We start from the raw sequence: 25,612 nt of genomic DNA, 5'->3' as shown, positions 1-25,612 counted from the left end.
CCGGTCAGCAGCCATTGGTCTTACAACAGGAGATCAAAATGCTGAAACCGAAAACCAAAGTGCCCGCACTGAACCTGCCGCTGACGATCGATGCGGAGTATGACCTCGCCAAACAGACACCGGAAAATTTCACTCTGGTTGTGTTCTACCGGGGCAAACATTGCCCAATCTGCAAGAAATATCTGGAAGAGCTGGGCAGCAAACTGGGCGAGTTTACGAAGCGCGGGATCAACACCGTCGCAGTCTCAATGGATTCTAAGGAACGCGCCATGGTGACGGATGGCGAATGGAATACCGGCGACGTGCCGCTCGCTTACGACATGAGTGAAGAGACCGCGCGCGAATGGGGTCTTTATATTTCGCAGAAACGTCCCGACAGCGATGAGCCGGAAATGTTTTCCGAACCGGGCCTGTTCGTAATCCGCCCCGATGGCGAGCTGTATTTTGCCAGCGTCCAGAATGCGCCGTTTACCCGTCCACCGCTAGATCAGCTGCTGCAAGGTCTCGATTTCGTGATGGACAAGGATTATCCGACGCGCGGCACGCTTACGTAAGAGGCGGCCCTATCAGACCGTGTGGTCGCTCGCCTTTTCGTCATAATCTGCCGGGATGATGTAAAGCGGGCAGGGGAGCTCTCCTGCATGCGCTGAAAAGTGCTGCACCAATGGGCCGGGATTGCTCCCCTTGGCTGCGCCCAGGACAAGGGCAGCGACCTCTTTGTGGCCGCCCAGAAATTCCGTGACGATTTTCTGGCCGTTGCCGATCTTGACCGAGATTGTGGGCATGATCCCGCTTTCCGCGAGCAAATTGCCGGCGACACCGTGCGCCAGCATTTCTGCCCGGTCGCGCGCTTCCTGTTCGATGGTGGCCTGCACCGCGCCAAATGCGCTGACATTCTGCTGGCGCACTAGTGCGAGGATATGCACCGCGCCGTCGACCGCCACAGCGCGGCGGGCGGCATAGCGCAGCGCAGCGCGCGCTTCCTCGCTATCGTCGGTCACTACCAGAAATGTCCGCATGAAAAGTCTCCTTGCGCAGCTATCCTTTCAAATGGTTTCGTATGCAAGGCCTTGCCCGATGCCTGTGGATTCGTCAGAGACGTTAGGCAATCGGCGCAAGGGAAATTCAGGAAGCACATGGCCTTAGAAATCAAGATGCCCGCCCTCTCACCCACAATGGAAGAGGGCACTCTGGCCAAATGGCTGGTGAAGGTCGGTGACACGGTCAATTCCGGCGACATTATGGCCGAGATCGAGACTGATAAGGCGACTATGGAATTCGAGGCTGTGGACGAAGGTGTCCTGGCTGCCATCGTGGTCGAAGAAGGCACCGAGAACGTATCAGTCGGGTCGGTCATCGCCATGCTTGCCGAAGAGGGTGAGGATGCCAGCGAAGTGAGCGCACCTTCCAGCGATAGCGCCCCAGCACTTGCGCCCGAGCCCGAGTCCGAGCCAAGCCCGGCTCCGGCGGCCAAAGACGGTCCCGCCGCCACTCCGACCGCGCGTAGGCTGGCGGAGGCAAATGGCGTAGATCTTGGCCAGATCGAAGGCACCGGCCCGAATGGCAAGATCACGAAGGGTGATATTGAAACTGCCATGGGCGGCGGCGGAGCGGCCACCGTCACCGGCGCGTCTCCTGCACCTCAGCCCGCACCATCCCCGGCACCGGCGCCCGCATCATCCTCACCGGGGGAACGGATCATCGCGTCCCCGCTCGCCAAACGGATCGCCGAACAAAGCAGCATTGACCTATCGGCAGTTACCGGCACCGGTCCCAATGGCCGCATTGTCAAAGCCGACATCGAAAACTTCGATCCCGCCAGCGCGCCCGCTCCCGCAGCCAGTACCCCGGCGCCTGCTTCCAGCGCGCCAGCACCATCCGCAGCGCAGCCGGCAAGCGAATTTGACGCGCCATATGAAGAGCAGAAGCTCAATAATGTGCGCAAGGTTATCGCTCGCCGCCTGACAGAGGCGAAGCAGCAAATCCCGCACATCTACCTCACCGTTGACGTGCGCCTCGACCCGCTGCTTTCGCTGCGCAAACAGCTCAACGCATCGCTCGAAGCCGACGGTGTGAAGCTGTCGGTGAACGATCTGATAATCAAGGCGCTGGCCCGCGCGCTGCAGCGCGAACCGCAATGCAACGTCAGTTTCCAAGGCGATTTCATGCACCAGTATTCGCGGCAGGATATCTCTGTCGCGGTGGCTGCACCGACCGGATTGATCACTCCGATCATTCGCGATGCCGGGCGAAAGGGATTGTCCGAAATCTCGACAGAGATGAAAGAGCTTGCAGGAAAAGCACGCGATGGGAAATTGCAGCCGCATGAATATCAGGGCGGCACAGCATCGCTTTCCAATCTCGGCATGTTCGGAACGAAGAATTTCGATGCTGTCATCAACCCTCCTCAGGCCATGATCCTTGCCGTGGGCGCAGGCGAACAGCGTCCGCATGTCGTCGATGGCGCATTGCAGGTCGCGACCGTGATGAGCGTAACCGGCAGTTTCGACCACCGTGCAATTGATGGGGTGGACGGTGCCAAATTGCTCGACCAGTTCCGCAGCCTCATCGAAAACCCGATGGGTCTCGTCGTTTGATTGTGCCGCGCAGCCTTTTCCTGACTACAATTCTGGCAGCGGGCCTTGGCCTGTCTGCATGTGCCGAGCGTGATGAGCGCGACACGTCGGCCCCTACAGCGCGCACAATCGAGGACAGCGTGCCGCCGCGTGCCGTGCAAATCGGTTTCGATGGTCCGCGTTTCGATGCATGTGCAGGCTATGGCCGTGTCACCAACCTTAATGCCGCAACTGGTAGAGCCTTACCCGTGCGCTCCGCTCCATCCGGCAGCGCAGAGGAAGTGGACCGCATTGATGCAGGGCAGGGCGTATCCATGTGCCAGCAGGTCGGCAACTGGATCGGCATTGTCTACGCGACCGGCAGCGATGGCCTTGACCGCTGCGGCACCGGATCGCCGGTTCCGAGTGTTCGCGCCTATGAGGGGCCGTGCAAATCTGGTTGGATAAACGAAAATTTTGTCGAGCTGATTGCGAGTTAGGCCGTGACCATTCGTGACCCCATGATCCGCGCCACCGCGATGCCGACGGACCTCAATCCCTATGGCGGGGTGTTCGGAGGCTGGCTGATGGCGCAGATGGCGCTTGGCGCAGGCGCTCTCGCAAGCCGGGTGGGGAAGGGGAAGGCGGTTGTTGTTCACGCTACCGATTTCACCTTTCCTGGAGCCATGGCGCTAGGCGATGAACTGTCGGTCTATTGTGAGGTGATCGCCACGGGCAAAACGTCGCTAACGATCCTGACAAAGGGTGTCGGGCGAGAGCGCAATGGCGAAACTGAAACGTCGGTATCGCAAGGCACGTTCAAATTCGTGCTGCTCGACGAGGCTGGAAAGCCGCGGCAAGTCGGGGCCATCGCATGAATTTTCGCTGTCCTACAGGGCGCGGCACATGGCAGGGCCTGTGCATGATTTCGTCTCGATCCTCCATCATGCTTGCGCGCAAAATTATCATTGAATTTCAGCGGAATTTTCGTCTCCAAGACCGTGTAACAAGCGGTCCATGTTTCAACGTATCATTCGGCTCAAAACCAATCGGGATCACAGGAATACAGCATGGCTGACACCAATTACGACGTCGTTGTTCTAGGATCGGGCCCCGGCGGCTATGTCGCGGCGATCCGCTGCGCGCAGCTTGGCCTGAAAACCGCGATTGTCGAGCGGGAGAACCTTGGCGGTATCTGCCTAAACTGGGGCTGTATCCCGACCAAGGCGCTGCTTCGCTCTGCCGAGATCAAGCATTACATGGATCAGGCCTCGTCCTACGGCCTCAAGGTCGCTGGCGCGATCGAGGCTGATCTGGACGCCATCGTAAAACGCAGCCGCGGTGTCGCAAAACAGCTTAATCAGGGCATCGGTCACCTGATGAAGAAGAACAAGATCGCCGTGCACATGGGGGAAGGCACGCTGACCGGGCCAACTTCGCTGACCGTAAAAGGTGACAAGGGCGAAGAGAAGCTCACCGCCAAACACGTAATCGTCGCCACAGGAGCGCGGGCGCGTGACCTTCCGTTTGCCCCCGCCGATGGAAAGCGTGTGTGGACCTACCGCCACGCAATGGTGCCCACCGAAATGCCGGGCAAGCTGCTGGTGATCGGATCGGGCGCTATCGGGATAGAATTCGCCAGCTTTTACAACGATATGGGCTGCGACGTGACCGTGGTAGAGATGCTGGACCGCGTGGTGCCGGTGGAAGACAAGGATGTTTCTGTCTTCCTTGAAAAGAGCCTCACCAAACAGGGCATGACGATCATGACCGGCGCCGGGGTCGAAGGGCTCGAGGTCACCGATAAAGGGGTAACTGCCACGATCAAGGACAAGGCGGGCAAGTCCGCGCCGAGCGAATTCAGCCACGTCATCGTCGCTATCGGCATCCAGCCCAACACAGAGAATATCGGCATCGATACTCTTGCCGATATGGAGCGCGGCTTTGTCCAGATCGATCCATTCGGCCGGACAAAGTCGAAAGGGCTATGGGCCATCGGTGATTGCACTCCGGGCCCGTGGCTCGCGCATAAGGCCAGCCACGAAGGCGTGACCTGCGCGGAGGCCATTGCCCAGGAGTTGGGCAATACGGAGGTTCATCCGCACCCGCTTAATCGCGATGCCATACCGGGCTGCACCTATTGCCATCCGCAAGTCGCCAGCGTCGGCCTTACCGAAGCGAAGGCGAAAGAAGCAGGATACGAGCTGAAGGTTGGCAACTTCCCCTTCATCGGCAACGGCAAGGCAATCGCGCTTGGCGAAGCGGAAGGCTTCATCAAGACGGTGTTCGATGCCAAGACCGGAGAATTGCTGGGCGCGCATATGATCGGCGCTGAAGTGACCGAACTGATCCAGGGCTACACCGTGGGCAAGACGCTGGAGACGACCGAGGCAGAGTTGATGCAGACGGTTTTCCCGCATCCGACCCTGTCAGAAATGATGCACGAAAGCGTCCTCGACGCATATGGCCGCGCGCTGCATTTTTAGGCGCTAGGCCGATCGGCGTCAGGCGACTTGGCTGCCTCGCGATGCTTCGTCCCCGACCGTCGCGGATGGCACACCGAAATGGAAGCCCTGAAAACAGGAGCATCCCAGCGCGCGCATGATATCAGCCTGTCTGGCGGCTTCAATACCTTCTGCGGCCACGGCCATATTGAGCGATTGCGCGAGCGAGACGATGGCTGAGACAATGGCCTGACTCTTGATCGAACCTGCGGTGGCCGCTTCGACGAAATGACGGTCGAACTTGATCATCGAGAAATTCATCTTCTCGACATAATTGAGCGATGAGTGGCCGTGCCCGAAATCGTCGAGAGCAAAGGTAATGCCGATATCGCCTAGGCTCTTGATCAGTTTCTCAAGGTCTTTGTCCATGTCCATTACGATGGATTCGGTCAGTTCCAAAACCAACCGGTTTGGCGATAGGCCGCTTGCGGCAAGCGCCTCGACAGCGGTGCCAAGGAATTTGCGGTTGCCCAGTTGCAGGCCGGATATGTTGACCGCAAGTTTGACGTCATCAGGCCAATTGCACGCTTCTTCGCAGGCGGTGCGCAGCAGCCATTCACCCAGCGGTTCGATCAACAAAGCTTCCTCTGCGATCGGGATGAATTCGCGCGGCGGCACCTGGCCACGCTCTGGATGCGTCCAGCGCATGAGAGCCTCGTAACAAAGGACGTTGGTGCCTCCGCTATCAACGATAGGCTGATATGACACGGTGATCTCCCCGCGCTCCAGTGCCTGTCGCAGGTCAAGTTCCAGCTGCGCCCGACTTTCCAGCTCTTTGCGCATCTCGGGTCGATATACCGCAAAGGTGCTGCGCCCGCGGTCCTTCGCCTCGTAAAGGGCGAGGTCGGCATTGGTCATGACCACGCTGGTAGAGCATTCCTGAGGTCCCATTGCGGAAATGCCGATAGAGGCACCGATTGCAATTTCTTTGCCCTCGACCGGCAAGCTGGTGCTGACCGCTTCGATTATGTCAGCTGCAACCTCGCTGGCTTTCCCAATTGTGACAGGGCCGGGCAGGAACAACCCGAATTCATCGCCGCCCAACCTTCCGATGACGGCTTCGGATCCTGCTGCAATTCGAAAGCGTTTCGCAGTTTCCACCAGAATGACATCGCCTGCCGCATGGCCGTATATGTCGTTTACCTGTTTGAAGCGATCGAGATCGATGAGCATGAACGCGCCGCTTTCCCCGCCGCCCTCGTACCGCCGACATTCCTGATCGAGAAGCGCGCGAAAATGGTTTCTTGAATACAGGTTCGTCAGGTTATCTCGCTGGGAGGCATAGGTGAGCTTCTCATTGTTGCTCTCGATGATCGCGCGGTTGCGCGATACAATTCGCAAGTTGACGAGTGTCACAACGAACAAGAATACCAACAGCGCTGTTAGCATTATCAACGCGTCATTCTTCGCACGCTCGGTCGAAAGGCGCGCCTCATTTGCAGCTTTTTCTGCTGACAATTTCGAAACGCGCAGATCGCGGCTTTCCGAATTGAAACGCGCTGCGAGGAGGGCGTTGCTTGCAACCCTCGCCGTCTCTCGAATTGTCCGGTCCAGGCGATTGAAGGCGGCCAAATGCGCCATTGCTAGTTCATATGAACCCAGCCCGACATAGGCCTGGTAAGCCGCTTCATGAAGGCGCAGGAATGCGGCGGGCGTTTGGCCGATATCGCGATCTTCGAAAACAGCCGCCAGCTCGCGGTCTGCGCGTTCCAGGTCGCCTCGTGCGGCAAATATCTGTGCCTTCAAACCTTGAGCAAAAGGCAATTGCTGCGGCGCGGATTTTGCTGCCAAGCGGACAGCTTGGCTCGCCGTTTCCTCTGCGGCTGCGAATTGGCCGACCGCAAGCTGAATCGAAGCGATAGAAACCAGAATGCGCGCTTCAGCTTCGGCATCTCGCAATTCGCCTGCAATGCCCAGCGCGAGCCTGAACTGCGCGTTCGCCTCATCGAATCTGCCCAGATTTTGCAAAGCCATCCCGCGATTTTCGTGCGCGGTGAGGGCCAGCGGCGCTTCGTCCGAAAACACGTTGTAGGCAGCTTCAAAACTTGTCAGCGCCTGCTCGTAATCGTGAGCAATCAGTTGAAGTGCACCGATCCCTTGACGTGCGAGCGCGCGATTTCGTTTTTCGCCTAATGCCGCATATTGCCCGCGAGCCTTATCGAACGCAAGGAACGCGTCTTCATAGTTTGCAAGCAGCGTCCTGATTTGCCCCTGAATCAAATGCAGATCGGCATTCACCGGGTGATCGGGGGCGATTGTTTCTGCCCTGTCCGCAGCTGCATCGACGATGTTCAGGGCTTCGGCGAGATTGCCCGATAGCAGCAGTTCCTCGCCTATCTTGCGAGCCGCCTGCACGTCATCCAAAGTCGTGATGGTGTGATTGGGGTTCTGGCTGTGAGCAAGCAGATCGTCGGGCAGAGGGGCGCTGGTCGCAGCATCCGGTCCCATCGCTTGCAAGGGAATTGTCGCCGCAATCAAGGTTGCAGGCAGGATGGTTCGGATGGCCTGACGAATGCACTTACGCAGCACAGCAGGTGCGTGCGCCTTCGCTCGCCCGGATTGGGCAAGCGCTGAAGCACGCGCAGCAATATCAGCATGAGTTGGCGTAAACGCCATCCGTCGATCCAAACCTTTCTGGCGCGATTCTGCGCCTGACTGGATTGGATTTAGGCTTTGGCCTTCTCAGGTTTCGTTTATCGAGAAGGTTAAAATGGTAACAAAATCTGCCAGATCGTTCATTTGTAATAAGAATGAGCGCCTAAGGTATCGCACTAGAATAACTGTGATTTTTGCGGTTCCAGTGACTGAATCGCTTGAGCAGCAGCAAATTCATTGCCGTTTTCGAGAATTGATCGGCTGCTGAAAAGTCAGCAAAAGACGCAATTTGAAACACGAGGGAAGTGGTTGGCGGACAGGGTGGGATTCGAACCCACGAAGGGCTTGCACCCTTGCCGGTTTTCAAGACCGGTGCATTCAACCGCTCTGCCACCTGTCCGCGCGGATTGGCCTGATAACGGGGCATTTCGACCTTGTCACGTTACTTCAGTTGTTGGGAATCAAAGAAATATGTGTGAGATAGTCGACATGATCAAACGTCTTGCGCTCGGCGCCCTTGCATTCGTCTCTCTTTCTACTCCCATGTCTCCGGGTATCGCCCAAAGTGCGGCAGTCGACGGGATTTCCTTCGATGCCTACATGGAACTGCTAAAGGCTCGCGCGCGGGCCGAAGGGGTCAGTGAAAACACCATTCAGCGCATGACCACGGGGCTGACGCCGAACGACCGTGTTATCCGGCTTGATCGCGGTCAGCCGGGCAGGCCGACCCGGCGCGGCTATCCAGCTCTCGCACCGTACATCGCGACGCATGTGAATTCGACGAGAGTTGCCGGGGGCAGGGCGGTGTACCGCGACAACCGGTCCACCCTCCGCGCGGTAGAGGCCGAATATGGCGTTCCAGCAGAAGTGATCGTCGCGATCTTCGGCCATGAAACCAGCTACGGCCGTATCCGCGGCAATTTCGACCTGTCGCGCAGTCTGGCGACGCTGGCATGGGAAGGGCGCCGCCGTGATCTGTTTTCCGGTGAGTTTATCGCGCTGATGAAAGTCGCGGATAAGGGGTATTCCCGGTCGCAACTGGTCGGCAGCTATGCCGGTGCGTTTGGAAATCCGCAGTTCCTGCCGTCTGTTTACCTCAGGCTTGCATCTGATGGTGATGGAGACGGGCGCGCCAACATCTTCACCAATCGCGCCGATACCTTTGCATCCATCGCCAATTATTTCCGCGATGCGGGTTGGCGCACCGGACAGCCATGGGGTGTGCGCGCCAGTGTGCCGCGCGGCCTCAACGTCGATGCATTTAAAAGCGAGATTAACGCGCAGGTTTGTTCGCGTGTGCATGAACGTCACAGCCAATGGAAAACCGTCGCAGAATGGCGCGCCCTTGGCGTGCGACCGCAGCGCCCATTGGATGACAATGCCCTTGTATCCTTGTTCCAACCCGATGGGCCGGGCGCGCCTGCGTGGCTGCTGACCGGAAATTACCGCGTTATCCTCGAATACAATTGCTCCAACTATTACGCGATGAGCGTCGGCCTACTCGCTGACGAAATCGTGAACTAATCACGGGCGCCGCCTCGCCAATCCGGTTGGCGGGGGCTATATCCCGCGTGTGACTACCATCGTTTCCCGACTGATTGCAGCTTGCATCCTGGCGGCATCTCCGCTGGCTGCACACGCGCAGACTGCACCCGCACAGACAGGAACGGCGCCAGCGCCGCCCGATCAAGAAGACGCGCCCATCGCCCTGTTGGTCGATGCAAGCTCTGGTCAGGTGCTGCATACCCGCAATGCAGACCGGCGGTTTATCCCGGCCTCAATTACAAAAGCGATGACGCTGTTTCTCGCCTTCGAACTGATCGAGGAGGGGGTGCTTGATCCGCGTCAGATTGTTTCGCCGCGCCGTGAAAGCTGGCGTGAGTGGAGCATGAAGGGATCGACCATGTTCCTTCCTGCCGATGCCCGCGTCAGCGTAGATGATTTGCTGCTGGGGATCGCCAATGTATCAGCCAATGATGGTTCCATCGTTCTGGCAGAAAGCGCCGCGGGATCGGTTGCGGGTTGGGCTGAGATGATGAACGCGAAAGCGGCCGAGATCGGCATGGAAAACAGCCATTTCGGAACGCCCAACGGATGGCCCGACGAAGGTCGAACATTCACCTCTGCCAATGATCTTGCGAAGCTGGCGAAAGCGATGGTGCGCAGGCATCCGCAGAAATTTGCGCGGTATGTTGGCAGGCCGCAATTCACATATAACGGTATTACACAGCCTAACCACGATCCGATGCTGGGCCGCGTGCAGGGTGCTGACGGGATCAAGACCGGCTTCACCAATGAGGCGGGCTTTGGCTTTTTGGGCACTGTCGTGCGCGGCGGCCGGCGCCTTGTTCTGGTGGTGGCGGGCGTGCCGCGCAGTCCGGTAAGGGCACGGGCTGCGCGCAGCTTTGCCGAATGGGGCTTTGAAGCATTCGATCAAAAGCGATTGTTCACACAAGGTGGCTTGGTGGGCCACGTTCAGGTGCAAGGCGGCAGCTCGCGCACACTCGAAGTGACAGCAGGCAGAGAGGTGCTGGTTAGCGTCCCCAAAGGAAGCGATGCCGAAATCACGGCGCGGATCGTGTATGATGGCCCGCTTCGCGCGCCGATATCCGCCGGAGAAGAGGTCGCGATGCTAGAAGTCGAGGTGCCCGGCATGAACGATGCGCGCATTCCCCTGTTCGCCAGCCATGACGTTGAAACGGCGGGTTTTTTTGCGCGTATATTTAACGGTATAACCGGATGGTTCGCATGACCGCCGAAAAACGCGCAGGGCGCTTCGTCGCGTTTGAAGGCGGGGAAGGGGCCGGCAAATCGACGCAGGCCCGTATGCTCGCCAATGCGCTCAAGCATCACGGGATCGACGCCGATGTAACCCGCGAACCGGGCGGAACGGCAGGGGCCGAGGCCATCCGCGAACTGCTTCTGTCACCGCCCGATGCAGGTCTCAGCGGCGGTTGGGGGGCGAGATCGGAAGCGTTGCTGTTCGCTGCGGCACGATCCGACCATGTAGAGAAACGCATTCGCCCGGCGATTGCGGCAGGCACCTGGATCGTTTGCGACCGCTTCGTCGATTCCAGCAGAGCATATCAGGGCGGCGCTGGAGGTATCGGGGACGAAGCAATCTGTATGCTGCATGACTTTGGCAGCAAAGGGTTACGCCCCGATCTCACGATATTGCTGCAAGCTGATCCGGACAAGGTCACGCAGCGCCTCGCCTTGCGCGATGGTGATGAAAGCGATGCCATTGGCGGACGCGGGCCGGATTATCACGGGAAGGTCGCGGCGCGCTTCGCGGCTCTGGCCGAGGCGGATCCTGCAGGTTTTGCGGTTATCGATGGCAGCGGTGATGCGGCAGCAGTCCACAGGCAGGTCATGTACGCGCTCGCTCCGATGATCGCCGAAGCCCAGGGCAGGCAGGCCCGCGCGTGACAAACTGGCGCAATCACGGTGATGCCTGGACCGAATGGCGCCGCGCCCTTGGCGGTGACCGGATGCACCATGGCTGGATCCTCGCCGGGAAAAGCGGACTGGGCAAGCGCGACTTTGCAAGCGCCGCAGCGCGCGAATTGGTCGCCGAAGAAGGTGTCCAGATGCCTGCGGGCAATCACCCTGATATTCTCACGCTGACGCATCTTCCAAAGGACGAAAAGGAAGAAAAGAAACGGGACGAGGGCAAACCGTATCAGATCAAACGCAATATCTCGGTCAACCAGATCCGGGCGATGCAGAAACGGCTGACAACCCGCCCAACATTGGGCTCAAGACGCGCGATCGTCATCGATCCGGCTGACGATATGGAGCCAAGTGCATCGAACGCCTTGCTCAAAAGCCTTGAAGAGCCACCGCAGGGCACTTTCTTCCTGCTCGTCACCCACCGGCCATCCCGGCTGTTGCCCACGATAAGATCGCGCTGCCGCCTGTTACGTTTCCCTTTGATCGCTGACGGCGACTTGTCTGCCATGCTGGACGAAGAGGGCGGTGTGCCCGGCGAGGATGCGCGGCAGGCCGCAATTCACGCAGCGGAAGGCTCGTTTGGCGCCGCATTGCGCTTTATTGAACAGGATATGGGTTCGCTTGCCCAGTTGATCGCGCGAATCCTTGCAGAAGGAGACCCCGCATTCACCGGCCGCGGTGAACTGTCGCGCGCCATCGGACCGCGCGCCGATAGGGAGCGCATTCAATCGGTTCTGGAACTGGCGCAGGCCATCGTCGCTGACCGCGCCCGCAACGCGGAAAGTGCCGAGGTTCGGCTGCCATTGATAACCGCGCATGGTGACCTTGTGAAACTGGCCGCGCAGGCACCCACATACAACTTCGATACCGGATTGCTTGCGATGGAAATCGGAACCTTGCTTAGCAATGCCAGCGCGGGTAGCGAGCACGCCAATGGCTGACCAAAACACCTCTCCGTTCTATATCACGACCGCGATTAGCTATCCCAATGGCCGCCCACATATCGGCCATGCCTATGAAGCTATTTCGGCGGACGTTATCGCCCGTTTCCAGCGCCTTCGCGGGCGGCGGGTCCGGTTTCAGACCGGCACCGACGAACACGGCCTGAAGATGGCGCGCAAAGCGGAGGAGCAGGGCCGCACAGCGCGCAATCTGGCAGACGAAATGTCCGGATATTTCCGTGAGATGTGCGCCGGGCTTAATATTTCGCATGACCGCTTCATTCGCACCGTCGAAGACGATCACCATGCAGCCAGTCAGGCAATTTGGCAGCGCATGGAGGCGGCAGGCGACCTCTATCTTGACCGTTACGAAGGCTGGTATTCGGTCCGCGACGAGGCGTATTACGATGAAAGCGAACTGTCCGAGGGTGAGGGCGGGGCCAAACTTTCACCTCAGGGCACACCGGTAGAATGGACGGTCGAGGAAAGCTGGTTTTTCCGGCTTTCAAAATATCAGGACCGCCTAATTGAGCTGCTCAAAAAGCCCGGTTTTCTGGAACCGGCGAGCCGCCGCAATGAAATGATCGCATTTGCCGAACAGGGGCTCCGCGATCTCTCCGTAAGCCGCACCAGTTTTGACTGGGGTGTGAAGGTGCCGGGCAGCGACAATCATGTGATGTATGTGTGGGTCGATGCATTGACCAATTACCTCACCGGGCTGGGATTTCCCAGTGACACCGATGATATGCGCGATTTCTGGCCCGCTGACCTCCACATCATTGGCAAGGATATCGTCCGCTTTCACACGATTTATTGGCCGGCGTTCCTGATGAGCGCGGACCTCCCGCTGCCCAAGCAGGTGTTCGGTCATGGTTTTCTGCTCAACCGCGGCGAGAAAGAATCGAAATCGCTGGGCAACGTCACGGATCCGCTGGAACTGGCCGAGAATTTCGGCGTCGATGCCTTGCGTTATTTCCTTATGCGGGAAGTCGCATACGGGCAGGATGGCAGCTATTCGCCAGAGGCAATTGTTACGCGTGCCAATGCAGAGCTTGCGAATTCTTTCGGCAATCTGGCGCAGCGCACGCTATCGATGATCGCGAAAAACATGGACGGGGAATTGGAATCTTTCGAGTCCATCGACGCTGACGCAGATATTCAAGGGCTTGTATCCGACGCTTGCAAAGTTGAGTTACCAAGAGAGTTTGAAAAACTGGCTTTTTCTGTTGGTATCGAGGCATGGCTCCGCGCGGTTTATGCCTGCAATCAGTATGTCGACGAGCAGGCACCGTGGACGCTTAAGAAGACGGATCCCGACCGAATGAAAGCTGTTTTACAGACGCTTTTCATCGCGCTGCGTGACCTTGCCATCGCGATACAGCCAGTCGTGCCGGAGAAAGCAGCGAACCTACTGGACCAGCTCGGCATCCCCGAAAATGAGCGCAGTTTTGCCTCTTTAGAAGACCTTGAGTGGTTTGAACGGCATGTGAAATCCGGTTTCACCGTAGGCAAGCCAACGCCAATTTTCCCTAGGCTGGAACTGCCCGAACCGGCGGAGGCTGAATGATGCTCGTCGATAGCCATTGCCATCTCGAATATAAAGGCGTGGTGGAAGACCAGCAGGGCGTTCTTACCCGAGCCCGCGATGCAGGGGTGGGGGCGTTTCTCAACATTTCGACCAGGCAGTCCGAATGGGATCAGGTCGTCGGAACGGCTACTCGCGAAACCGATGTCTTTGCCAGCGTTGGGATCCACCCGCACGAAGCGGACGCGCACGAAGATTTGGGGCGGGGCGCTCTGCTCGCTGCCACTGAAAACCCGAAAGTCATCGGCATCGGCGAAACCGGGCTCGATTACTTTTACGAACATTCCGACCGCGCCACTCAGGCCAAGCTGTTTCGGATGCATATCGATGTTGCGCGCGAAACCGGACTGCCTGTCATCATCCACACGCGCGATGCAGAAGATGACACGTTTCAAATCCTCAGCGACGAAATGGAAAAGGGCGCGTTCCCCGCTCTCATCCACTGCTTCACCGCATCGGAGAATTTCGGCCACAAAGTGCTCGAACTGGGTCTGACGATTTCGCTCTCCGGCATCGTCACTTTCAAAAACGCCAAGGAATTGCAGGAAACGGCCAAAATGGTGCCGTCTGACAGAATACTGGTAGAAACCGACAGCCCGTTTCTGGCGCCTGTGCCTAATCGCGGGAAGCCATGCGAACCGGCATTTGTGGCTGATACGGCGCGCTTCGTCGCGGGGCTGCGCGGCGTCGATATGGAAACGCTCGCAGAGCAGACCACCGCGAATTTTGCGAACCTGTTTAAGAAGGCTAGCCTGTGAAGTTCATAATGCTGGGCTCCGGCACGTCGACCGGTGTGCCGCGGGTCGGTGGGCTTGACGGAACCGGAGACTGGGGCGAATGCGACCCGGATGAACCGCGCAATCGCCGCACCCGCGTCTCAATCCTTGTCGAAAGCGATGAAGGCAAAAGGCTGCTGGTCGACACGTCAAGTGACTGCCGCGCGCAGCTGCTTGCGAACAAGATACCATCCATAGACGCCGTGTTCTGGACGCACGATCATGCCGATCACTGCCACGGGATCGATGATCTTCGCGTGATGCGCTATGGACGGGGCGGACCTATTCCGGGGTTTGCATCGACAGAAACCGTCCGCCGGTTAAGGCAACGTTTTGGCTACGTCTTTGCCGGACAAGACGGTTATCCCACGATCATCACGCTCGATACGCTTGACCGGTTACGCATGGTTTCCGGGTTCGGGGTAGAATGGTGCCAAATGGAGCATGGTCCCGGCGAAACCACCGGTTTCCGGTTCGAAGCTGATGGCAAGTCGATCGCATATGCGACTGATTACAGCGCGATTTCCGATCAAATGATCGACTTGTATGAGGATGTCGACATCCTCGTCAGCGATTGCCTGCGGCGCAAACCGCATCCGACACACGCACATCTGGAAATGGCTATCGATTTGGCAGAGCGTTGTAATGCGGGTCGTCTGGTGCTCAGCCATCTGGACAAGAGCATGGACTACCGTTCTCTTGTTGAGGAAGTTCCGGACTTCGTGACAGTTGGGTATGACGGTTTGGAGATGACGGCGTGAATGACATGACGGTCATCTCGGTGGTTGCAATGGTTGGCTGGCTGTTTCTGGCAGGCAGTGCACTGGCATCGTTTCAACTCGGCTGGAGCAAGGTGCTGCAAATGGCGCTGGTGTGGTTCGCGATTTTCGCAGGTGGTTTCGTTATCGCCAGCTTCTTAATGTGAACCCAGTATTCCAAGATGAGCGTATCCATTATTTAACATAATATATATTATCAATCTAAAGGTAAGCTATGCGCCAAGGTGCCCCGCCATCCGATGAACCAAGGCAAATTGATCGTCTGCTCGCCATCATGGCCCGGCTCCGCGATCCCGATGGCGGATGCGAATGGGATCTGGCTCAAGATTTTGCCAGCATCGCACCGTACACAATTGAAGAAGCGTACGAAGTCGCCGACGCGATCGAACGTCAGGATATGAGCGAGCTTCGTGATGAATTGGGCGATTTGCTGCTTCAGGTAGTCTTCCATTCGCGCATGGCCGAGGAAACAGGCGCATTCGATTTCACCGATGTGGCCGCCTCAATCAGCAGCAAGATGGAAAGCCGCCATCCGCACATCTTTGGCGGCGAAGGCGGCACGATGGAAGAAACGCGCTGGGAAGCGCTGAAGGAAACCGAGCGGCGCAGCAAAGGGTCAACCAGCGCGATTGATGGTGTTGCGCTTGCTTTGCCAGCCTTGATGCGCGCCCAGAAAATACAAAAGCGGGCTGCGCGCACTGGCTTCGACTGGCCCGATCCGGCCGGATCAGAAGCGAAAATATACGAAGAAATAGAGGAAGTTAAAGCGGCAACCTCGGTTGACGAGCGAGCCGAGGAAGCAGGCGACCTGTTATTCGCTGCGGTTAATTATGTGCGGGCGCAGGGCATTGACGCAGAACAGGCGCTTCGCGCAGCCAATGCAAAATTCGAGAAACGGTTTCGCGCGATGGAGGAACTCGCCGCCGGACAATTCAACGCGTTGTCTCTCGATGAAAAAGAGGAGCTATGGCAGGCGGTGAAAACAAAATCGCGCCAATAATTCAGACCTCTAGGCTGTCATACTGACCCAGTTCCTTCGGGTTCAAGCGAACCGTCAGTTTCCGAAGCGGGCCGTCCTCCCCTTCCCCGGCATCTTCATCAGCCAACACATCGCCATGAGCGTGGAGCCAGGCGAGCCTGCGCCCGTCTGATGCAGACAAGGTGACCGTCAGTTCTTCCGCCTTTTGCGTAAGAATATCCGCAACTTTGGCGGTAAATTCGTCAATCCCGGCGCCGCTAACCGCCGATAGCAGCACAGCGTCATGATTTTGTGCGGCTTCGCGCAGTTCGTTTTCTCGTTCCGGCGACAGCAAATCTGCCTTGTTCCAGATTTCCATAATCGGAATATCGCTTAACCCGGTTTCGCGGTCGACCACCTCAAGATCGGCGAGAACGTCCATCACCTGCTTTTTCTGCGCGGCATGAGCCGGGTTTGCCATATCCCGGACGTGGCAAATGATATCGGCCCCCGTCACCTCTTCCAGCGTGGCGCGGAACGCAGCGACAAGCTGCGTGGGAAGATCGGAAATAAATCCCACGGTGTCCGACAGGATAGCTTTCTCTACCCCCGGCAGGCTGATCGCCCGCATCGTCGGATCGAGCGTTGCGAACAGCAAATCCTCGGCCATCACCTCGGCACCGGTCAAACGGTTGAATAGCGTGGATTTGCCAGCATTGGTGTAACCGACGAGCGCGATGACAGGCCAAGGCGCCCTTCCCCGTCGCTCCCGATGAAGCGCGCGCGTCTTCCGCACCTGCTCAAGTTCTCGCCGCAAACGCCCCATGCGCTGGCGGATCATCCGGCGGTCAGCCTCAATCTGCGTTTCACCCGGACCGCCTAGGAAGCCAAAGCCGCCGCGCTGCCTTTCGAGGTGGGTCCAGCTGCGCACCAGGCGGCTTTGCTGATAGTCCAGATGCGCCAGTTCAACTTGCAAGCGCCCCTCGGCCGTCGCCGCCCGCTCGCCAAAGATTTCCAGAATCAACCCGGTCCGGTCGATCACCTTGCGTTTGAGCGTCTCTTCGAGATTGCGCTGCTGGATCGGCGAAAGAGCGCCATCAACAATGACCAATTCGCATTCGTGCAGCTCGCACAGGGCGGAGATATTTTCCACTTGGCCTGAGCCAAAAAGCGTATTCGGCTGCATCTGCCGGATCGGAAGAATTTCGGAATGACCGATGATCACCCCGATTGCGAGCGCAAGCCCCTCTGCCTCCTCCAACCGCTCTCGCGCGTCGAGGTCATACCGGACCGTCCTGATATCCGGGCACAGCACAAGCGCCCGCGCACCGCGGGTCACTTCGTCCATTAGGTCATCATCGAAACTCAGTCGACCGCCCCAAAATCGTCGCCGTATTCGTCATCGTCTTCCTCATCGCTGAGATTGATGGGGCTGGCAGGTTGGATGGTTGATACCGCGTGTTTGTAGGCAAGTTGAACTGCACCATCGCGCTCCAAAAGCATACAGAACAGATCGAAAGCAGCGAGGCGGCCCTGCAGCATTACGCCGTTCACAAGGAACATCGTCACCTGCACATGCGCATCGCTGACACGGGTCAGAAATACATCCTGCAACAGACGCTGTTTCTTATTCACAGCGCGGTTTTGAAACTGGCTGGCGTCAATCGGTTGCCCCGGCATGATGGTCGAGATCGCATGTTTGTATACAAGCTGTGCCTGACCGTCCCGCCGCAGCAGGATGGAAAAATTGTCAAACCAGGTGACAATCCCCTGAAGCTTGACCCCTTTGACGAGGAACATCGTCACGGGCACCTTGTTCTTGCGCAGCAGGTTCAAAAATGCGTCTTGAAGGTTTCCCTGCGCCGCAGGGTTGCCGCTCGATTTGCGGCCAGCGGCGGGCGGGGTTTCGCCAGCAATATCCGTGCTGGTGGTTGGACGCGGGGAGAGGGTCCGTCCATTCGACATGTGTCATGCTCCATATTATTGGCGGCCGCTGTTACGGTCCACAGGCAAAAGTGTGCTGATCCTCTATCAAACCCGTCTTGACTGTATAATGGCGACTGCCTGCGCTGCGGGCAATCCTTGAATTTATTACAACTAAGATTTGGGCGGAATTGTGCCGGACGAAATGGCTACTCTTTCGGACTGGCCTCGCGCCGGTCGGCCATCCCCAGCAGCTTTAACTTCCGGTGAAGAGCCGATCGCTCCATGCCGATAAACGTCGCAGTTTTCGAAATGTTTCCCGAAAACCGGCGGATCTGGATGGTAAGGTATTCCCGCTCGAAACTCTCGCGCGCCTCCCGTAAGGGGACGCCCATCATACCGCTCAAGCCCGGCCCCGATCCGGCCAGTTTACCGCCGGTGATCTCCGATGGCAGCATGTCGGTCTCAACGGTGGTCAGCCGGTCGCGCGGCGTCATGATGATTGTGCGCTCAATCACATTGCGCAGCTGGCGAACATTGCCCGGCCAGTCATATGCCTGCAACGCGGCCATCGCCTCCTGAGAGATGCTGGGCGGGGCCAGCCCCTGGTCATTCGAATACCGAGTGAAGAAATGTTCCGCCAATGCAGGGATGTCATCGCGCCGTTCACATAGCGACGGGATGGTCACCGGAACCACGTTCAGGCGATAAAACAGATCCTCGCGGAACCTTTTCTCTTCCATCTCGGTATCGAGATCGCGCGTTGTGGATGACACCACCCTGACATCAACGCCGATCTGGCGTGTGCCGCCAACCCTGACAAAGCTTTGGTCGGTCAGCACGCGCAGGATGCGGGCCTGTGTCGAAAGCGGCATGTCGGCCACTTCATCAAGATACAACGTGCCGCCATCTGCCAGTTCCAGCAGGCCAGGACGAACCTGCTTGCCGTCAGCCTCTTCGCCAAACAGTTCCTGCTCGAACCGCTCGGGAGTGATGCGGGCGCTATTGACGAGCACGAATGCCGCATCCGAACGCCCACTCCACGTATGCAGAAGCCGCGCCGCGACCTCTTTCCCAGCCCCCGCGGGTCCTGAAATCAGAACCCGGCTGCCGGTATTGGCGACCCGTTTTAGCGTCGCACGGACCGCATTGATGGCCGAGGAATTGCCGGTGAATTCTGCGCCCGTCCAACCGTTTTCGCGAAGCTGGGTGTTTTCCCGCCGCAACCTTTCGGTTTCCGTTGCGCGTTCGACCAGCAGCAGCAGCCGTTCTGCCTCAAACGGCTTTTCGATAAAATCCATCGCCCCGCGACCCACTGCCGAAACAGCGGTATCGATATTTCCGTGGCCTGAGAAAATGATGACTGGCAAGTCTGGTTCGCGAACCTTGATCGCGTCGAGCAATTCCAGTCCATCCATGTTGCTTCCGTGGAGCCAGACGTCCAGCAGAACAAGGCTTGGCCGGCGCTCGTCTATCGCGGCGAGCGCGCTGGTGCTGTCGGCGGCGGTGCGGCATTCGTAGCCTTCATCGCCCAGCACGCCGGACACGAGTTCGCGGATATCCCGTTCATCGTCGACTATCAGGATTTCTAGAGCCATTCACGGTTCCTCGGGGGCTTGGTTCGGGGGAAATTGAAATGCGGGATCATGAGGCATCATCGCCGGAAAATTGCGGATCACGGGCAAATTTCAGTGTGACACGCGATCCGCCGCTATCGACGCTGGCAAAGCTCATGTCGCCGCCATGTTCATCGACAATCTTGTTTACGATGGCGAGGCCAAGGCCGGTGCCCTTCTCGCGCGTGGTCATGTATGGTTCGGTCAACCGGTCGCGTTCCTGCGGGAGGCCAATGCCGTTGTCTTCGACCGTGATGGACAGATAATCGGCGTCATCGGTCATAGTGACGGCGATCTTGCCCTGATAATCCTCATCGCTGCTGCCAGCGCGCGCCTCGACTGCTTCGACAGCGTTTTTAAGCACGTTAGTCATCGCCTGCCCGACCTGATGGCGATCGCAGCGGATCATGCGTTGATCCAGAGCATCAGCTGAAACACCGAAGGCGATTTTCGGGTGCGCGACCTCTTGCAGAAATGCCGCCTGCTTGACGAGGTCGACCGCGTCCTCCGACCGGAAAACAGGTTTGGGCAGCCGTGCAAAGGAAGAAAACTCGTCGACCATTTTGCGCAAATCGCCCACTTGACGGACAATCGTGCTGGTCAGTTCATCGAACAGTTCGCCGTCCGCATCATCCACCTGTTTGCGATAGCGGCGCTTCAATCGCTCTGTCGCCAGCTGGATCGGGGTAAGCGGATTTTTGATTTCGTGCGCGATCCGCCGGGCCACGTCGGACCATGCAGCCTGCCGCTGATCGAGCAGTTGGCGGGTAATATCCTCGAAAGTTATGACCGATCCTGCGTTGCCCGGGGCAAGCGTAACAGCCAGCGTCAAAAGATCGGTGCCCTTGGCGTAGCTGACGATTGCGCGCTCTTGCCCATCGCGGACCATCTGGCTGATTTCAGGGGAAAGCTCGTCCAGAGAACGCCCCACCAGGCTCGCCGTGTCTCCATCGGCCAGAAGCAATTGTGCGGATTCGTTCATCAACAGGATGCGGCTTTCCTGATCGACGGAAATGACCCCGGCGCTCACCGATTCCAGCACCGCTTCCATGAATGCGCGGCGATCATCGATCTGGCGGTTGGCATTGACCAGTGCATCTGTCTGTTTTTCGAGCTGAGCGGTCATGCGGTTAAACGCACGGTTTAACAGCCCGATTTCGTCCGCGCCGGTGCGCCCCTCGACCCGAAGTGCAAAATTGCCCTGCCCCACTTTTCGGGCGGCACCGACCAGATCAGTAAGTGGTTCCACCTGCCGGTCAGCAAAACGCAGCGCAAACCAAACACCCATTCCAACCAGAAACAGGCTTACGAACAGCAGCGCCAGGTTAAACCGCAATTGCAGCGTGGCAGATTCATTGGTCAGCGTCTCGTAAGCATTCGCCACCGCCTGCGCGCGGGTCCATGAATTGAACATCGCCGCTTCTGTATTGCGGGCGGTATACAGATAAATGCCGCTTTCACGGTCAATCGCCGCCAACGCCGCAATCCTGTCCGGGCTGCCTTGGACGACAACAAATTCCCCAGCGTCAAGCTGCGGCAGGACATCTTCGCTGAAGGAGATCGGTTCATTATCTGCCAGCAATTCAAAAATTGCTGCTGTACGCAAAGTGTTGTCGGGCAGGCGCTGGAAAATAGCGCTTTCGGAAATGTCGCGCGATTGCGCCTGATAGGCATAGAAATCCGCAAAATCGGCGTCTGTAATCGGCACACGCTCCAGGATCACGCGCATGTCGCTTGCCATGGTGATGGTTTCGTCCTGCACCTCGCGCTGGTTCGCGTCGTAATAACTTTGCGCCAGCGTGTTGGCGTTTTCCATAAGGCCGCGGGAATCGTCGGAATACCAGAAATTCACGCCGGTCTGAAACAGGAACGCAGCAAAGCCTGACACGAGCAGGGTCGGCACCGCTGCGACGATTGAGAAGAAGAAAACAAGCCGCACGTGCAGCCGCGCCGTGCTTCCTGCCGCTCGGCTCAAGGCAAAGCGCCGCCCGATGAGGATCAGAATGGCCATCGCAGGCACCAGCACCGACATGAGAAGGAGCGAAACCTGCATCGGCGAAAGCAGATCGCCCTGTTCCCTCTCTGCTGAATATGCGAGGTAATTGGCGATAATGGCGGCGATCAGAGAGACGCCAGCAATAGCCTCCAGCCAGCGAAATATGTTCGCGCGGCGACCTGACACCATGAATTGCCTGACCCAGCGCGGCATCTGGCGGGCCGAAGTCTTTGTCGCTGGTGATACAGAGGTCGCCATCGTTGCTTAGTTACAACGCCAGTGTTGCCAATATGCAAGGGGCAATAAGCCGTTAACCCCTATTTGCACGCTAAAGCGGGCGCGAAAAGCGGTCGGGTTCGATATCGAGTTCGCCGATCCGCTTTCGCAGAGTATTGCGGTTTATGCCGAGCAATTTTGCCGCCCGCAGCTGGTTGCCATTGGTCCGGCCAAGCGCATGTTCAATCAGCGGCTTTTCAAACGCCGCGATTGCCTGTGAATATACGGTCCCAGACGCCGGGTTTTCCTCGTCCAGCCATGCGCCAAGGGCGGCTGCGATACCATTGTCCATTGGACGGCCGGATTGCTTTGCCAGCAGTGTCTCTTCGCCCAAAATATCCGTCAGGCTGGCGCTATCGATTATGTCATCGCGGGCCATCAGTGACAGCCTATAGATGACATTGCGCAGCTCCCTCACATTGCCGCGCCAGCTACGATATGTCAGCTGCTCCAACGCTCCTGCTGTTAGTTGACGGCGGGGGAGGCCATCATCGGCAGCTTGCGCAAGGAAATGCTGCGACAGCACCTCGATATCCTCGCGCCGGTCGCGCAGCGGCGGCAGTTCGATCGGAACAACATTGAGCCGGTAATACAGGTCTTCGCGAAATGTCCCGGCAGTGATCATAGGTACCAGATCGCGGTTCGTCGCGGCGACAATACGCACATCGACCGCGATTTCCTGCCGCCCGCCGACCCGCCGGATACGCCCCGATTGCAGCGCGCGCAGCAGACGCGTCTGCGCCTCTGCCGGCATGTCTCCGATTTCATCGAGGAACAGCGTGCCGCCATTGGCCTGTTCAAACTTGCCAATCGCTTGCGCGATGGCACCGGTGAAAGCGCCCTTTTCGTGACCGAACAGTTCGCTTTCGATAAGGTCTGCGGGGATCGCGGCAGTGTTAACCGGAACGAAGGGCCCGGACCGGCGGCTTCCCAATTGATGAATGGCCTCTGCGACCAATTCCTTTCCAGTTCCGCTCTCGCCGGTGACAAGCACGGTGAGGTCATTGCGCAAAACGCGCGTGATCATGCGGTAAACACCCTGCATCGCCGGACTACGTCCGACCAGCGGCATTCCATCATTATCACCCAGCAAGGCTGCCTCGCCAGAGGCGCTTTCGGTGGTGCCGCACGCCTGCTGGACGGCCTGCACCAGCTCATCGAGATCAAACGGTTTTGGAAAGTATTCAAACGCATCGCTGTCACTGGCGCGCACAGCCGTATCCAGCGTATTCTGGGCCGAAAGGACGATGAAAGGCATGTCGGGAGCCGCGTCTCTCGCCTTGTCCAGACTGTCCAATCCGTCGCCATCTTCCAGCATGACGTCGGTGAGCATGACGTCAAAACGGCATTGCGAAAGCCAGTCATCGCGCGCGGCAACGCTGGTGCAATGTTCAATGGCAAAGCCTTCATCTTCCAGCGCCGCTATGATGACGGTGGCAATCGCCACATCGTCTTCGACCAGAAGAACCGTATGTTTCTTGGATGATGGCATTACGCGTCGTTTCTGCCGGTCTGGCACTGCGGGAGATGAAGCCTGAAATGCGTAAGTCCGCGCTTCACGTCGCGTTCGTGGGTGATGCTGCCGTTCATATCGCGCACGAGTTTGCGCACCAGTGCGAGGCCTAAACCCTGCCCCGATTGCTTAGACGAGACGAACGGTTCGAACACATGTTCGCGCAGTGCAGGATCGATGCCCGCACCGTTATCGGTAACCGTGATCTCTATTGGCAGGCGGACCGATCGGCCAAGGCGGATTGCACTGAAAGCAAGGCCGCTGACAAAGCGCGTCTGCACAGCAATCGAAGGTTTGTCGTCAGACCCGCTCGCTGCATCTCTGGCATTCGAGACAAGGTTGATGAGCACCTGTTCCAGCGCATCCCGGTTGGCCATGACCGGCGGCAATGACGGGTCGAATTCCTCTCTTATGCTGACCTGTGCAGCGTCCCCTGCCCTGACCGTCGCGATTGCGCTGCGGATCGCTTCGTGCGGGTTGCACGGCGCGGAGGGTTCGGTTTTCGTGCTGCCCAATTGCTGCATCCGGTCGATGAGCCGCGCGATACGATCCACCTCGTCCGTTATCATGCGCGCGAGCTTTTTATCCTTGTGGGGCAGCTTTCGTGCGACCAGTTGCCCCGCCCCCCGGATGGCGGAAAGCGGATTCTTGATTTCATGGGCAAGGATCGAAGGCGCACCGATGGTCGCGCCAAGATCGGAATCTCGGGCGGTCTCTTCGTGCGTGATTTCGGACAGGGTTACCGCGCGCCAGCCCGGATGCGTGCTAAGCGGGGACACGGTCAGGTTTACCCTTGTTTCGGTCTCTCCCGCAACGAACCGAATATCGCGGGCGACCAGCGCGCCGCTATCGGTGTTAAGCCGGTCGGCGACGCGCGCATCAACACCTTGCAAAACTTCGACCAGCAATTTGCCTTTCAGGCGTTTCTCGCTTTGGCCAAGCAGGTTTTCTCCGGCATGGTTGGCCTGAGCGATGCGCCCTTCCCCGTCGATCAGGAACATTGCGAAGAGCAATCCGCCGATTTGCGCTTCGGCTGTCGGTTGCTCGGGGCCTTGATCGACCTCGGGAATGGGCATTTCAGGCGGCTCTGCGCTTGAGAAACGGTTCATAGAACCGCTCGATTTCGCCGAGCACTTCATCCGGGTCGTCGATGAAATTCGCTTTGTTACGGAATTCGGCAGAGCCGTGCATTCCCTTGGTATACCAGCCAAGATGCTTGCGAGCTATCTTGGTCCCGACGTCGCGGCCGTAATGGTCAAGCATCCGGTGATAGTGTTCGACCAGCACGCTGTATTGCTCATCAAAGCTGGGCGTTTCCACGCTTTCGCCGGTGCGCAGCCAGTGCATCACCTGACCCAGCAACCACGGTTTGCCATAGGCCCCGCGCCCGATCATCAGTCCGTCTGCACCGGATTGATCGAGCGCCTTGGACGCATCGTCAATCGTGCAGATGTCGCCGTTGACGATGACCGGGATGGACACGGCATCCTTTACCTTGCGGATGAACGACCAGTCTGCGCTGCCTTTGTACATCTGGTTGCGCGTGCGTCCGTGAACCGTGATCATCTTCACGCCGAGATCTTCGGCAATACGGGCCATTTCCGGCGCGTTGAGGCTGGAATGGTCCCAGCCCATGCGCATCTTCACTGTCACTGGGACGTTCACGGCATTCACCGTGGCTTCCATCAGTTTCGCAGCGAGTGGCACTTCGCGCATCAACGCGCTGCCAGCAAACTGGCCGACGACCTTGCGGACAGGGCAACCGAAATTGATGTCGATGATCGCCGCGCCGTTACCCTGTTGCAGCTTCGCAGCCTCTGCCATGCTGCCGGGGTCACAGCCAACGAGCTGCATCGAAACCGGCTCTTCGATCTGGTCCCACGCGGTTTTCTGCAGCGACTGGCGGGTTTCGCGTATCGCAGCTTCACTCGCGACCATTTCTGTCACGTTGAGGCCAGATCCGTAGCGCCGCACCAAAGTGCGGAAGGGCATATCGGTCACGCCAGTCATCGGCGCGAGCAGCACCGGTTGAGCGATCTCTACAGGACCGATCTGGATCGGCTTCATCGCGGGAGGGGTAGGAAGGTTCATCATGTCAGGAGTGCCTAAATATTGGGCAGCGCATAGTGGATTGCGCAAAGG

Annotated in this window: 23 protein-coding genes and 1 tRNA gene; 14 read left to right on the top strand and 10 right to left on the bottom strand. The window is 58.2% G+C overall.

Annotation, left to right across the window (positions count from 1 at the left end):
- The first annotated feature begins 38 nt into the window (after positions 1-38).
- A complete protein-coding gene (locus ACGHU1_RS00960) occupies positions 39-554 on the top strand; it encodes a peroxiredoxin-like family protein (protein WP_390582550.1) in 516 nt (171 codons plus the stop codon).
- A 12-nt stretch (positions 555-566) separates the two neighbouring features.
- On the opposite strand, the gene ACGHU1_RS00955 is transcribed toward ACGHU1_RS00960, so the two are convergent.
- Entirely contained in the window at positions 567-1,019 is a 453-nt protein-coding gene (locus ACGHU1_RS00955) for a universal stress protein (protein ID WP_390582548.1), read from the bottom strand.
- A 117-nt stretch (positions 1,020-1,136) separates the two neighbouring features.
- On the opposite strand from ACGHU1_RS00955, the gene ACGHU1_RS00950 reads away from it, so the two are divergent.
- From ACGHU1_RS00950 to lpdA, 4 genes are all read left to right on the top strand, one after another.
- A complete protein-coding gene (locus tag ACGHU1_RS00950) occupies positions 1,137-2,597 on the top strand; it encodes a 2-oxo acid dehydrogenase subunit E2 (protein WP_390582546.1) in 1,461 nt (486 codons plus the stop codon).
- Positions 2,598-2,599: 2 nt separating this feature from the next.
- On the top strand, positions 2,600-3,055 hold the full coding sequence (locus tag ACGHU1_RS00945) for a hypothetical protein (protein ID WP_390582544.1): 456 nt from the start codon (positions 2,600-2,602) through the stop codon (positions 3,053-3,055).
- 39 nt (positions 3,056-3,094) lie between these two features.
- Complete coding sequence (locus tag ACGHU1_RS00940; RefSeq protein WP_390583159.1) at positions 3,095-3,433, top strand: acyl-CoA thioesterase; 339 nt, start codon at positions 3,095-3,097, stop codon at positions 3,431-3,433.
- Between the two features lie 192 nt (positions 3,434-3,625).
- Positions 3,626-5,041: a dihydrolipoyl dehydrogenase gene (gene lpdA, locus ACGHU1_RS00935; protein ID WP_390582542.1), complete on the top strand. Its 1,416-nt coding sequence runs from the start codon at positions 3,626-3,628 to the stop codon at positions 5,039-5,041.
- Between the two features lie 18 nt (positions 5,042-5,059).
- Here the strand turns inward: lpdA and ACGHU1_RS00930 are convergent, their stop codons facing one another.
- Positions 5,060-7,675 carry an EAL domain-containing protein gene (locus tag ACGHU1_RS00930; RefSeq protein ID WP_390582540.1) on the bottom strand — a complete coding sequence of 872 codons (2,616 nt, stop codon included), beginning with the start codon at positions 7,673-7,675 and terminating at the stop codon, positions 5,060-5,062.
- Between the two features lie 289 nt (positions 7,676-7,964).
- Positions 7,965-8,054: transfer RNA gene (locus ACGHU1_RS00925), tRNA-Ser, on the bottom strand.
- Positions 8,055-8,143: 89 nt separating this feature from the next.
- Here ACGHU1_RS00925 and ACGHU1_RS00920 point away from each other — a divergent pair.
- The 9 genes from ACGHU1_RS00920 to mazG all read left to right on the top strand — a co-directional run bounded on the left by ACGHU1_RS00920 (position 8,144) and on the right by mazG (position 16,188).
- The gene (locus ACGHU1_RS00920; RefSeq protein ID WP_390582538.1) at positions 8,144-9,178 is read left to right on the top strand and encodes a lytic transglycosylase domain-containing protein; all 1,035 of its coding nucleotides are present in this window, start codon (positions 8,144-8,146) and stop codon (positions 9,176-9,178) included.
- A 49-nt stretch (positions 9,179-9,227) separates the two neighbouring features.
- The gene (locus ACGHU1_RS00915) at positions 9,228-10,406 is read left to right on the top strand and encodes a D-alanyl-D-alanine carboxypeptidase family protein (protein WP_390582537.1); all 1,179 of its coding nucleotides are present in this window, start codon (positions 9,228-9,230) and stop codon (positions 10,404-10,406) included.
- Complete coding sequence (gene tmk, locus ACGHU1_RS00910; RefSeq protein ID WP_390582535.1) at positions 10,403-11,083, top strand: dTMP kinase; 681 nt, start codon at positions 10,403-10,405, stop codon at positions 11,081-11,083. Before ACGHU1_RS00915 ends, tmk begins: the two co-directional genes overlap by 4 nt.
- Entirely contained in the window at positions 11,080-12,048 is a 969-nt protein-coding gene (locus ACGHU1_RS00905; RefSeq protein WP_390582533.1) for a DNA polymerase III subunit delta', read from the top strand. The genes tmk and ACGHU1_RS00905 overlap by 4 nt, the downstream gene beginning before the upstream one ends.
- Positions 12,041-13,615 (top strand): methionine--tRNA ligase, encoded by a 1,575-nt coding sequence (gene metG / locus ACGHU1_RS00900; RefSeq protein WP_390582531.1) that lies wholly within the window; start codon positions 12,041-12,043, stop codon positions 13,613-13,615. The genes ACGHU1_RS00905 and metG overlap by 8 nt, the downstream gene beginning before the upstream one ends.
- Positions 13,615-14,391 carry a TatD family hydrolase gene (locus ACGHU1_RS00895; protein WP_390583157.1) on the top strand — a complete coding sequence of 259 codons (777 nt, stop codon included), beginning with the start codon at positions 13,615-13,617 and terminating at the stop codon, positions 14,389-14,391. The genes metG and ACGHU1_RS00895 overlap by 1 nt, the downstream gene beginning before the upstream one ends.
- Positions 14,388-15,170 (top strand): MBL fold metallo-hydrolase, encoded by a 783-nt coding sequence (locus ACGHU1_RS00890; RefSeq protein WP_390582529.1) that lies wholly within the window; start codon positions 14,388-14,390, stop codon positions 15,168-15,170. The genes ACGHU1_RS00895 and ACGHU1_RS00890 overlap by 4 nt, the downstream gene beginning before the upstream one ends.
- Positions 15,167-15,334: a hypothetical protein gene (locus tag ACGHU1_RS00885; protein ID WP_390583189.1), complete on the top strand. Its 168-nt coding sequence runs from the start codon at positions 15,167-15,169 to the stop codon at positions 15,332-15,334. Before ACGHU1_RS00890 ends, ACGHU1_RS00885 begins: the two co-directional genes overlap by 4 nt.
- 68 nt (positions 15,335-15,402) lie before the next feature.
- A complete protein-coding gene (gene mazG, locus ACGHU1_RS00880) occupies positions 15,403-16,188 on the top strand; it encodes a nucleoside triphosphate pyrophosphohydrolase (RefSeq protein WP_390582527.1) in 786 nt (261 codons plus the stop codon).
- A 1-nt stretch (position 16,189) separates the two neighbouring features.
- Here the strand turns inward: mazG and hflX are convergent, their stop codons facing one another.
- The 7 genes from hflX to dusB all read right to left on the bottom strand — a co-directional run bounded on the left by hflX (position 16,190) and on the right by dusB (position 25,564).
- Entirely contained in the window at positions 16,190-17,494 is a 1,305-nt protein-coding gene (gene hflX / locus ACGHU1_RS00875; RefSeq protein ID WP_390582526.1) for a GTPase HflX, read from the bottom strand.
- 17 nt (positions 17,495-17,511) lie between these two features.
- Positions 17,512-18,111: an RNA chaperone Hfq gene (gene hfq / locus ACGHU1_RS00870; protein WP_390582524.1), complete on the bottom strand. Its 600-nt coding sequence runs from the start codon at positions 18,109-18,111 to the stop codon at positions 17,512-17,514.
- 167 nt (positions 18,112-18,278) lie between these two features.
- The gene (locus tag ACGHU1_RS00865) at positions 18,279-19,667 is read right to left on the bottom strand and encodes a sigma-54-dependent transcriptional regulator (RefSeq protein ID WP_390582522.1); all 1,389 of its coding nucleotides are present in this window, start codon (positions 19,665-19,667) and stop codon (positions 18,279-18,281) included.
- 46 nt (positions 19,668-19,713) lie between these two features.
- Positions 19,714-21,939, bottom strand: a complete 2,226-nt coding sequence (locus ACGHU1_RS00860; protein WP_390582520.1) for an ATP-binding protein — start codon at positions 21,937-21,939, stop codon at positions 19,714-19,716.
- A gap of 70 nt (positions 21,940-22,009) precedes the next feature.
- Positions 22,010-23,449 (bottom strand): sigma-54-dependent transcriptional regulator, encoded by a 1,440-nt coding sequence (locus tag ACGHU1_RS00855; protein ID WP_390582518.1) that lies wholly within the window; start codon positions 23,447-23,449, stop codon positions 22,010-22,012.
- A complete protein-coding gene (locus ACGHU1_RS00850; RefSeq protein ID WP_390582517.1) occupies positions 23,449-24,579 on the bottom strand; it encodes a nitrogen regulation protein NR(II) in 1,131 nt (376 codons plus the stop codon). Before ACGHU1_RS00850 ends, ACGHU1_RS00855 begins: the two co-directional genes overlap by 1 nt.
- On the bottom strand, positions 24,548-25,564 hold the full coding sequence (gene dusB / locus ACGHU1_RS00845) for a tRNA dihydrouridine synthase DusB (protein WP_390582515.1): 1,017 nt from the start codon (positions 25,562-25,564) through the stop codon (positions 24,548-24,550). Before dusB ends, ACGHU1_RS00850 begins: the two co-directional genes overlap by 32 nt.
- Positions 25,565-25,612 lie beyond the last annotated feature (48 nt).

Source organism: Erythrobacter sp. MTPC3 (assembly GCF_042854385.1).
In the GTDB taxonomy this organism is placed as follows: Bacteria; Pseudomonadota; Alphaproteobacteria; order Sphingomonadales; family Sphingomonadaceae; genus Erythrobacter.
Note: the sequence above shows the minus strand (reverse complement) of the source record. Positions and strands in the feature narration are given on the sequence as shown.

What these genes read in the sequence shown, in the direction of transcription:
- ACGHU1_RS00960 (WP_390582550.1), top strand. Translation starts at nt 39, where the DNA reads ATGCTGAAACCGAAAACCAAAGTGCCCGCACTGAACCTGCCGCTGACG.
- ACGHU1_RS00955 (WP_390582548.1), bottom strand. Translation starts at nt 1,019, where the DNA reads ATGCGGACATTTCTGGTAGTGACCGACGATAGCGAGGAAGCGCGCGCT.
- ACGHU1_RS00950 (WP_390582546.1), top strand. Translation starts at nt 1,137, where the DNA reads ATGGCCTTAGAAATCAAGATGCCCGCCCTCTCACCCACAATGGAAGAG.
- ACGHU1_RS00940 (WP_390583159.1), top strand. Translation starts at nt 3,095, where the DNA reads ATGCCGACGGACCTCAATCCCTATGGCGGGGTGTTCGGAGGCTGGCTG.
- lpdA (WP_390582542.1), top strand. Translation starts at nt 3,626, where the DNA reads ATGGCTGACACCAATTACGACGTCGTTGTTCTAGGATCGGGCCCCGGC.
- ACGHU1_RS00930 (WP_390582540.1), bottom strand. Translation starts at nt 7,675, where the DNA reads ATGGCGTTTACGCCAACTCATGCTGATATTGCTGCGCGTGCTTCAGCG.
- ACGHU1_RS00920 (WP_390582538.1), top strand. Translation starts at nt 8,144, where the DNA reads ATGATCAAACGTCTTGCGCTCGGCGCCCTTGCATTCGTCTCTCTTTCT.
- tmk (WP_390582535.1), top strand. Translation starts at nt 10,403, where the DNA reads ATGACCGCCGAAAAACGCGCAGGGCGCTTCGTCGCGTTTGAAGGCGGG.
- metG (WP_390582531.1), top strand. Translation starts at nt 12,041, where the DNA reads ATGGCTGACCAAAACACCTCTCCGTTCTATATCACGACCGCGATTAGC.
- ACGHU1_RS00895 (WP_390583157.1), top strand. Translation starts at nt 13,615, where the DNA reads ATGCTCGTCGATAGCCATTGCCATCTCGAATATAAAGGCGTGGTGGAA.
- mazG (WP_390582527.1), top strand. Translation starts at nt 15,403, where the DNA reads ATGCGCCAAGGTGCCCCGCCATCCGATGAACCAAGGCAAATTGATCGT.
- hflX (WP_390582526.1), bottom strand. Translation starts at nt 17,494, where the DNA reads ATGGACGAAGTGACCCGCGGTGCGCGGGCGCTTGTGCTGTGCCCGGAT.
- hfq (WP_390582524.1), bottom strand. Translation starts at nt 18,111, where the DNA reads ATGTCGAATGGACGGACCCTCTCCCCGCGTCCAACCACCAGCACGGAT.
- ACGHU1_RS00865 (WP_390582522.1), bottom strand. Translation starts at nt 19,667, where the DNA reads ATGGCTCTAGAAATCCTGATAGTCGACGATGAACGGGATATCCGCGAA.
- ACGHU1_RS00860 (WP_390582520.1), bottom strand. Translation starts at nt 21,939, where the DNA reads ATGGCGACCTCTGTATCACCAGCGACAAAGACTTCGGCCCGCCAGATG.
- ACGHU1_RS00855 (WP_390582518.1), bottom strand. Translation starts at nt 23,449, where the DNA reads ATGCCATCATCCAAGAAACATACGGTTCTTCTGGTCGAAGACGATGTG.
- ACGHU1_RS00850 (WP_390582517.1), bottom strand. Translation starts at nt 24,579, where the DNA reads ATGAACCGTTTCTCAAGCGCAGAGCCGCCTGAAATGCCCATTCCCGAG.
- dusB (WP_390582515.1), bottom strand. Translation starts at nt 25,564, where the DNA reads ATGATGAACCTTCCTACCCCTCCCGCGATGAAGCCGATCCAGATCGGT.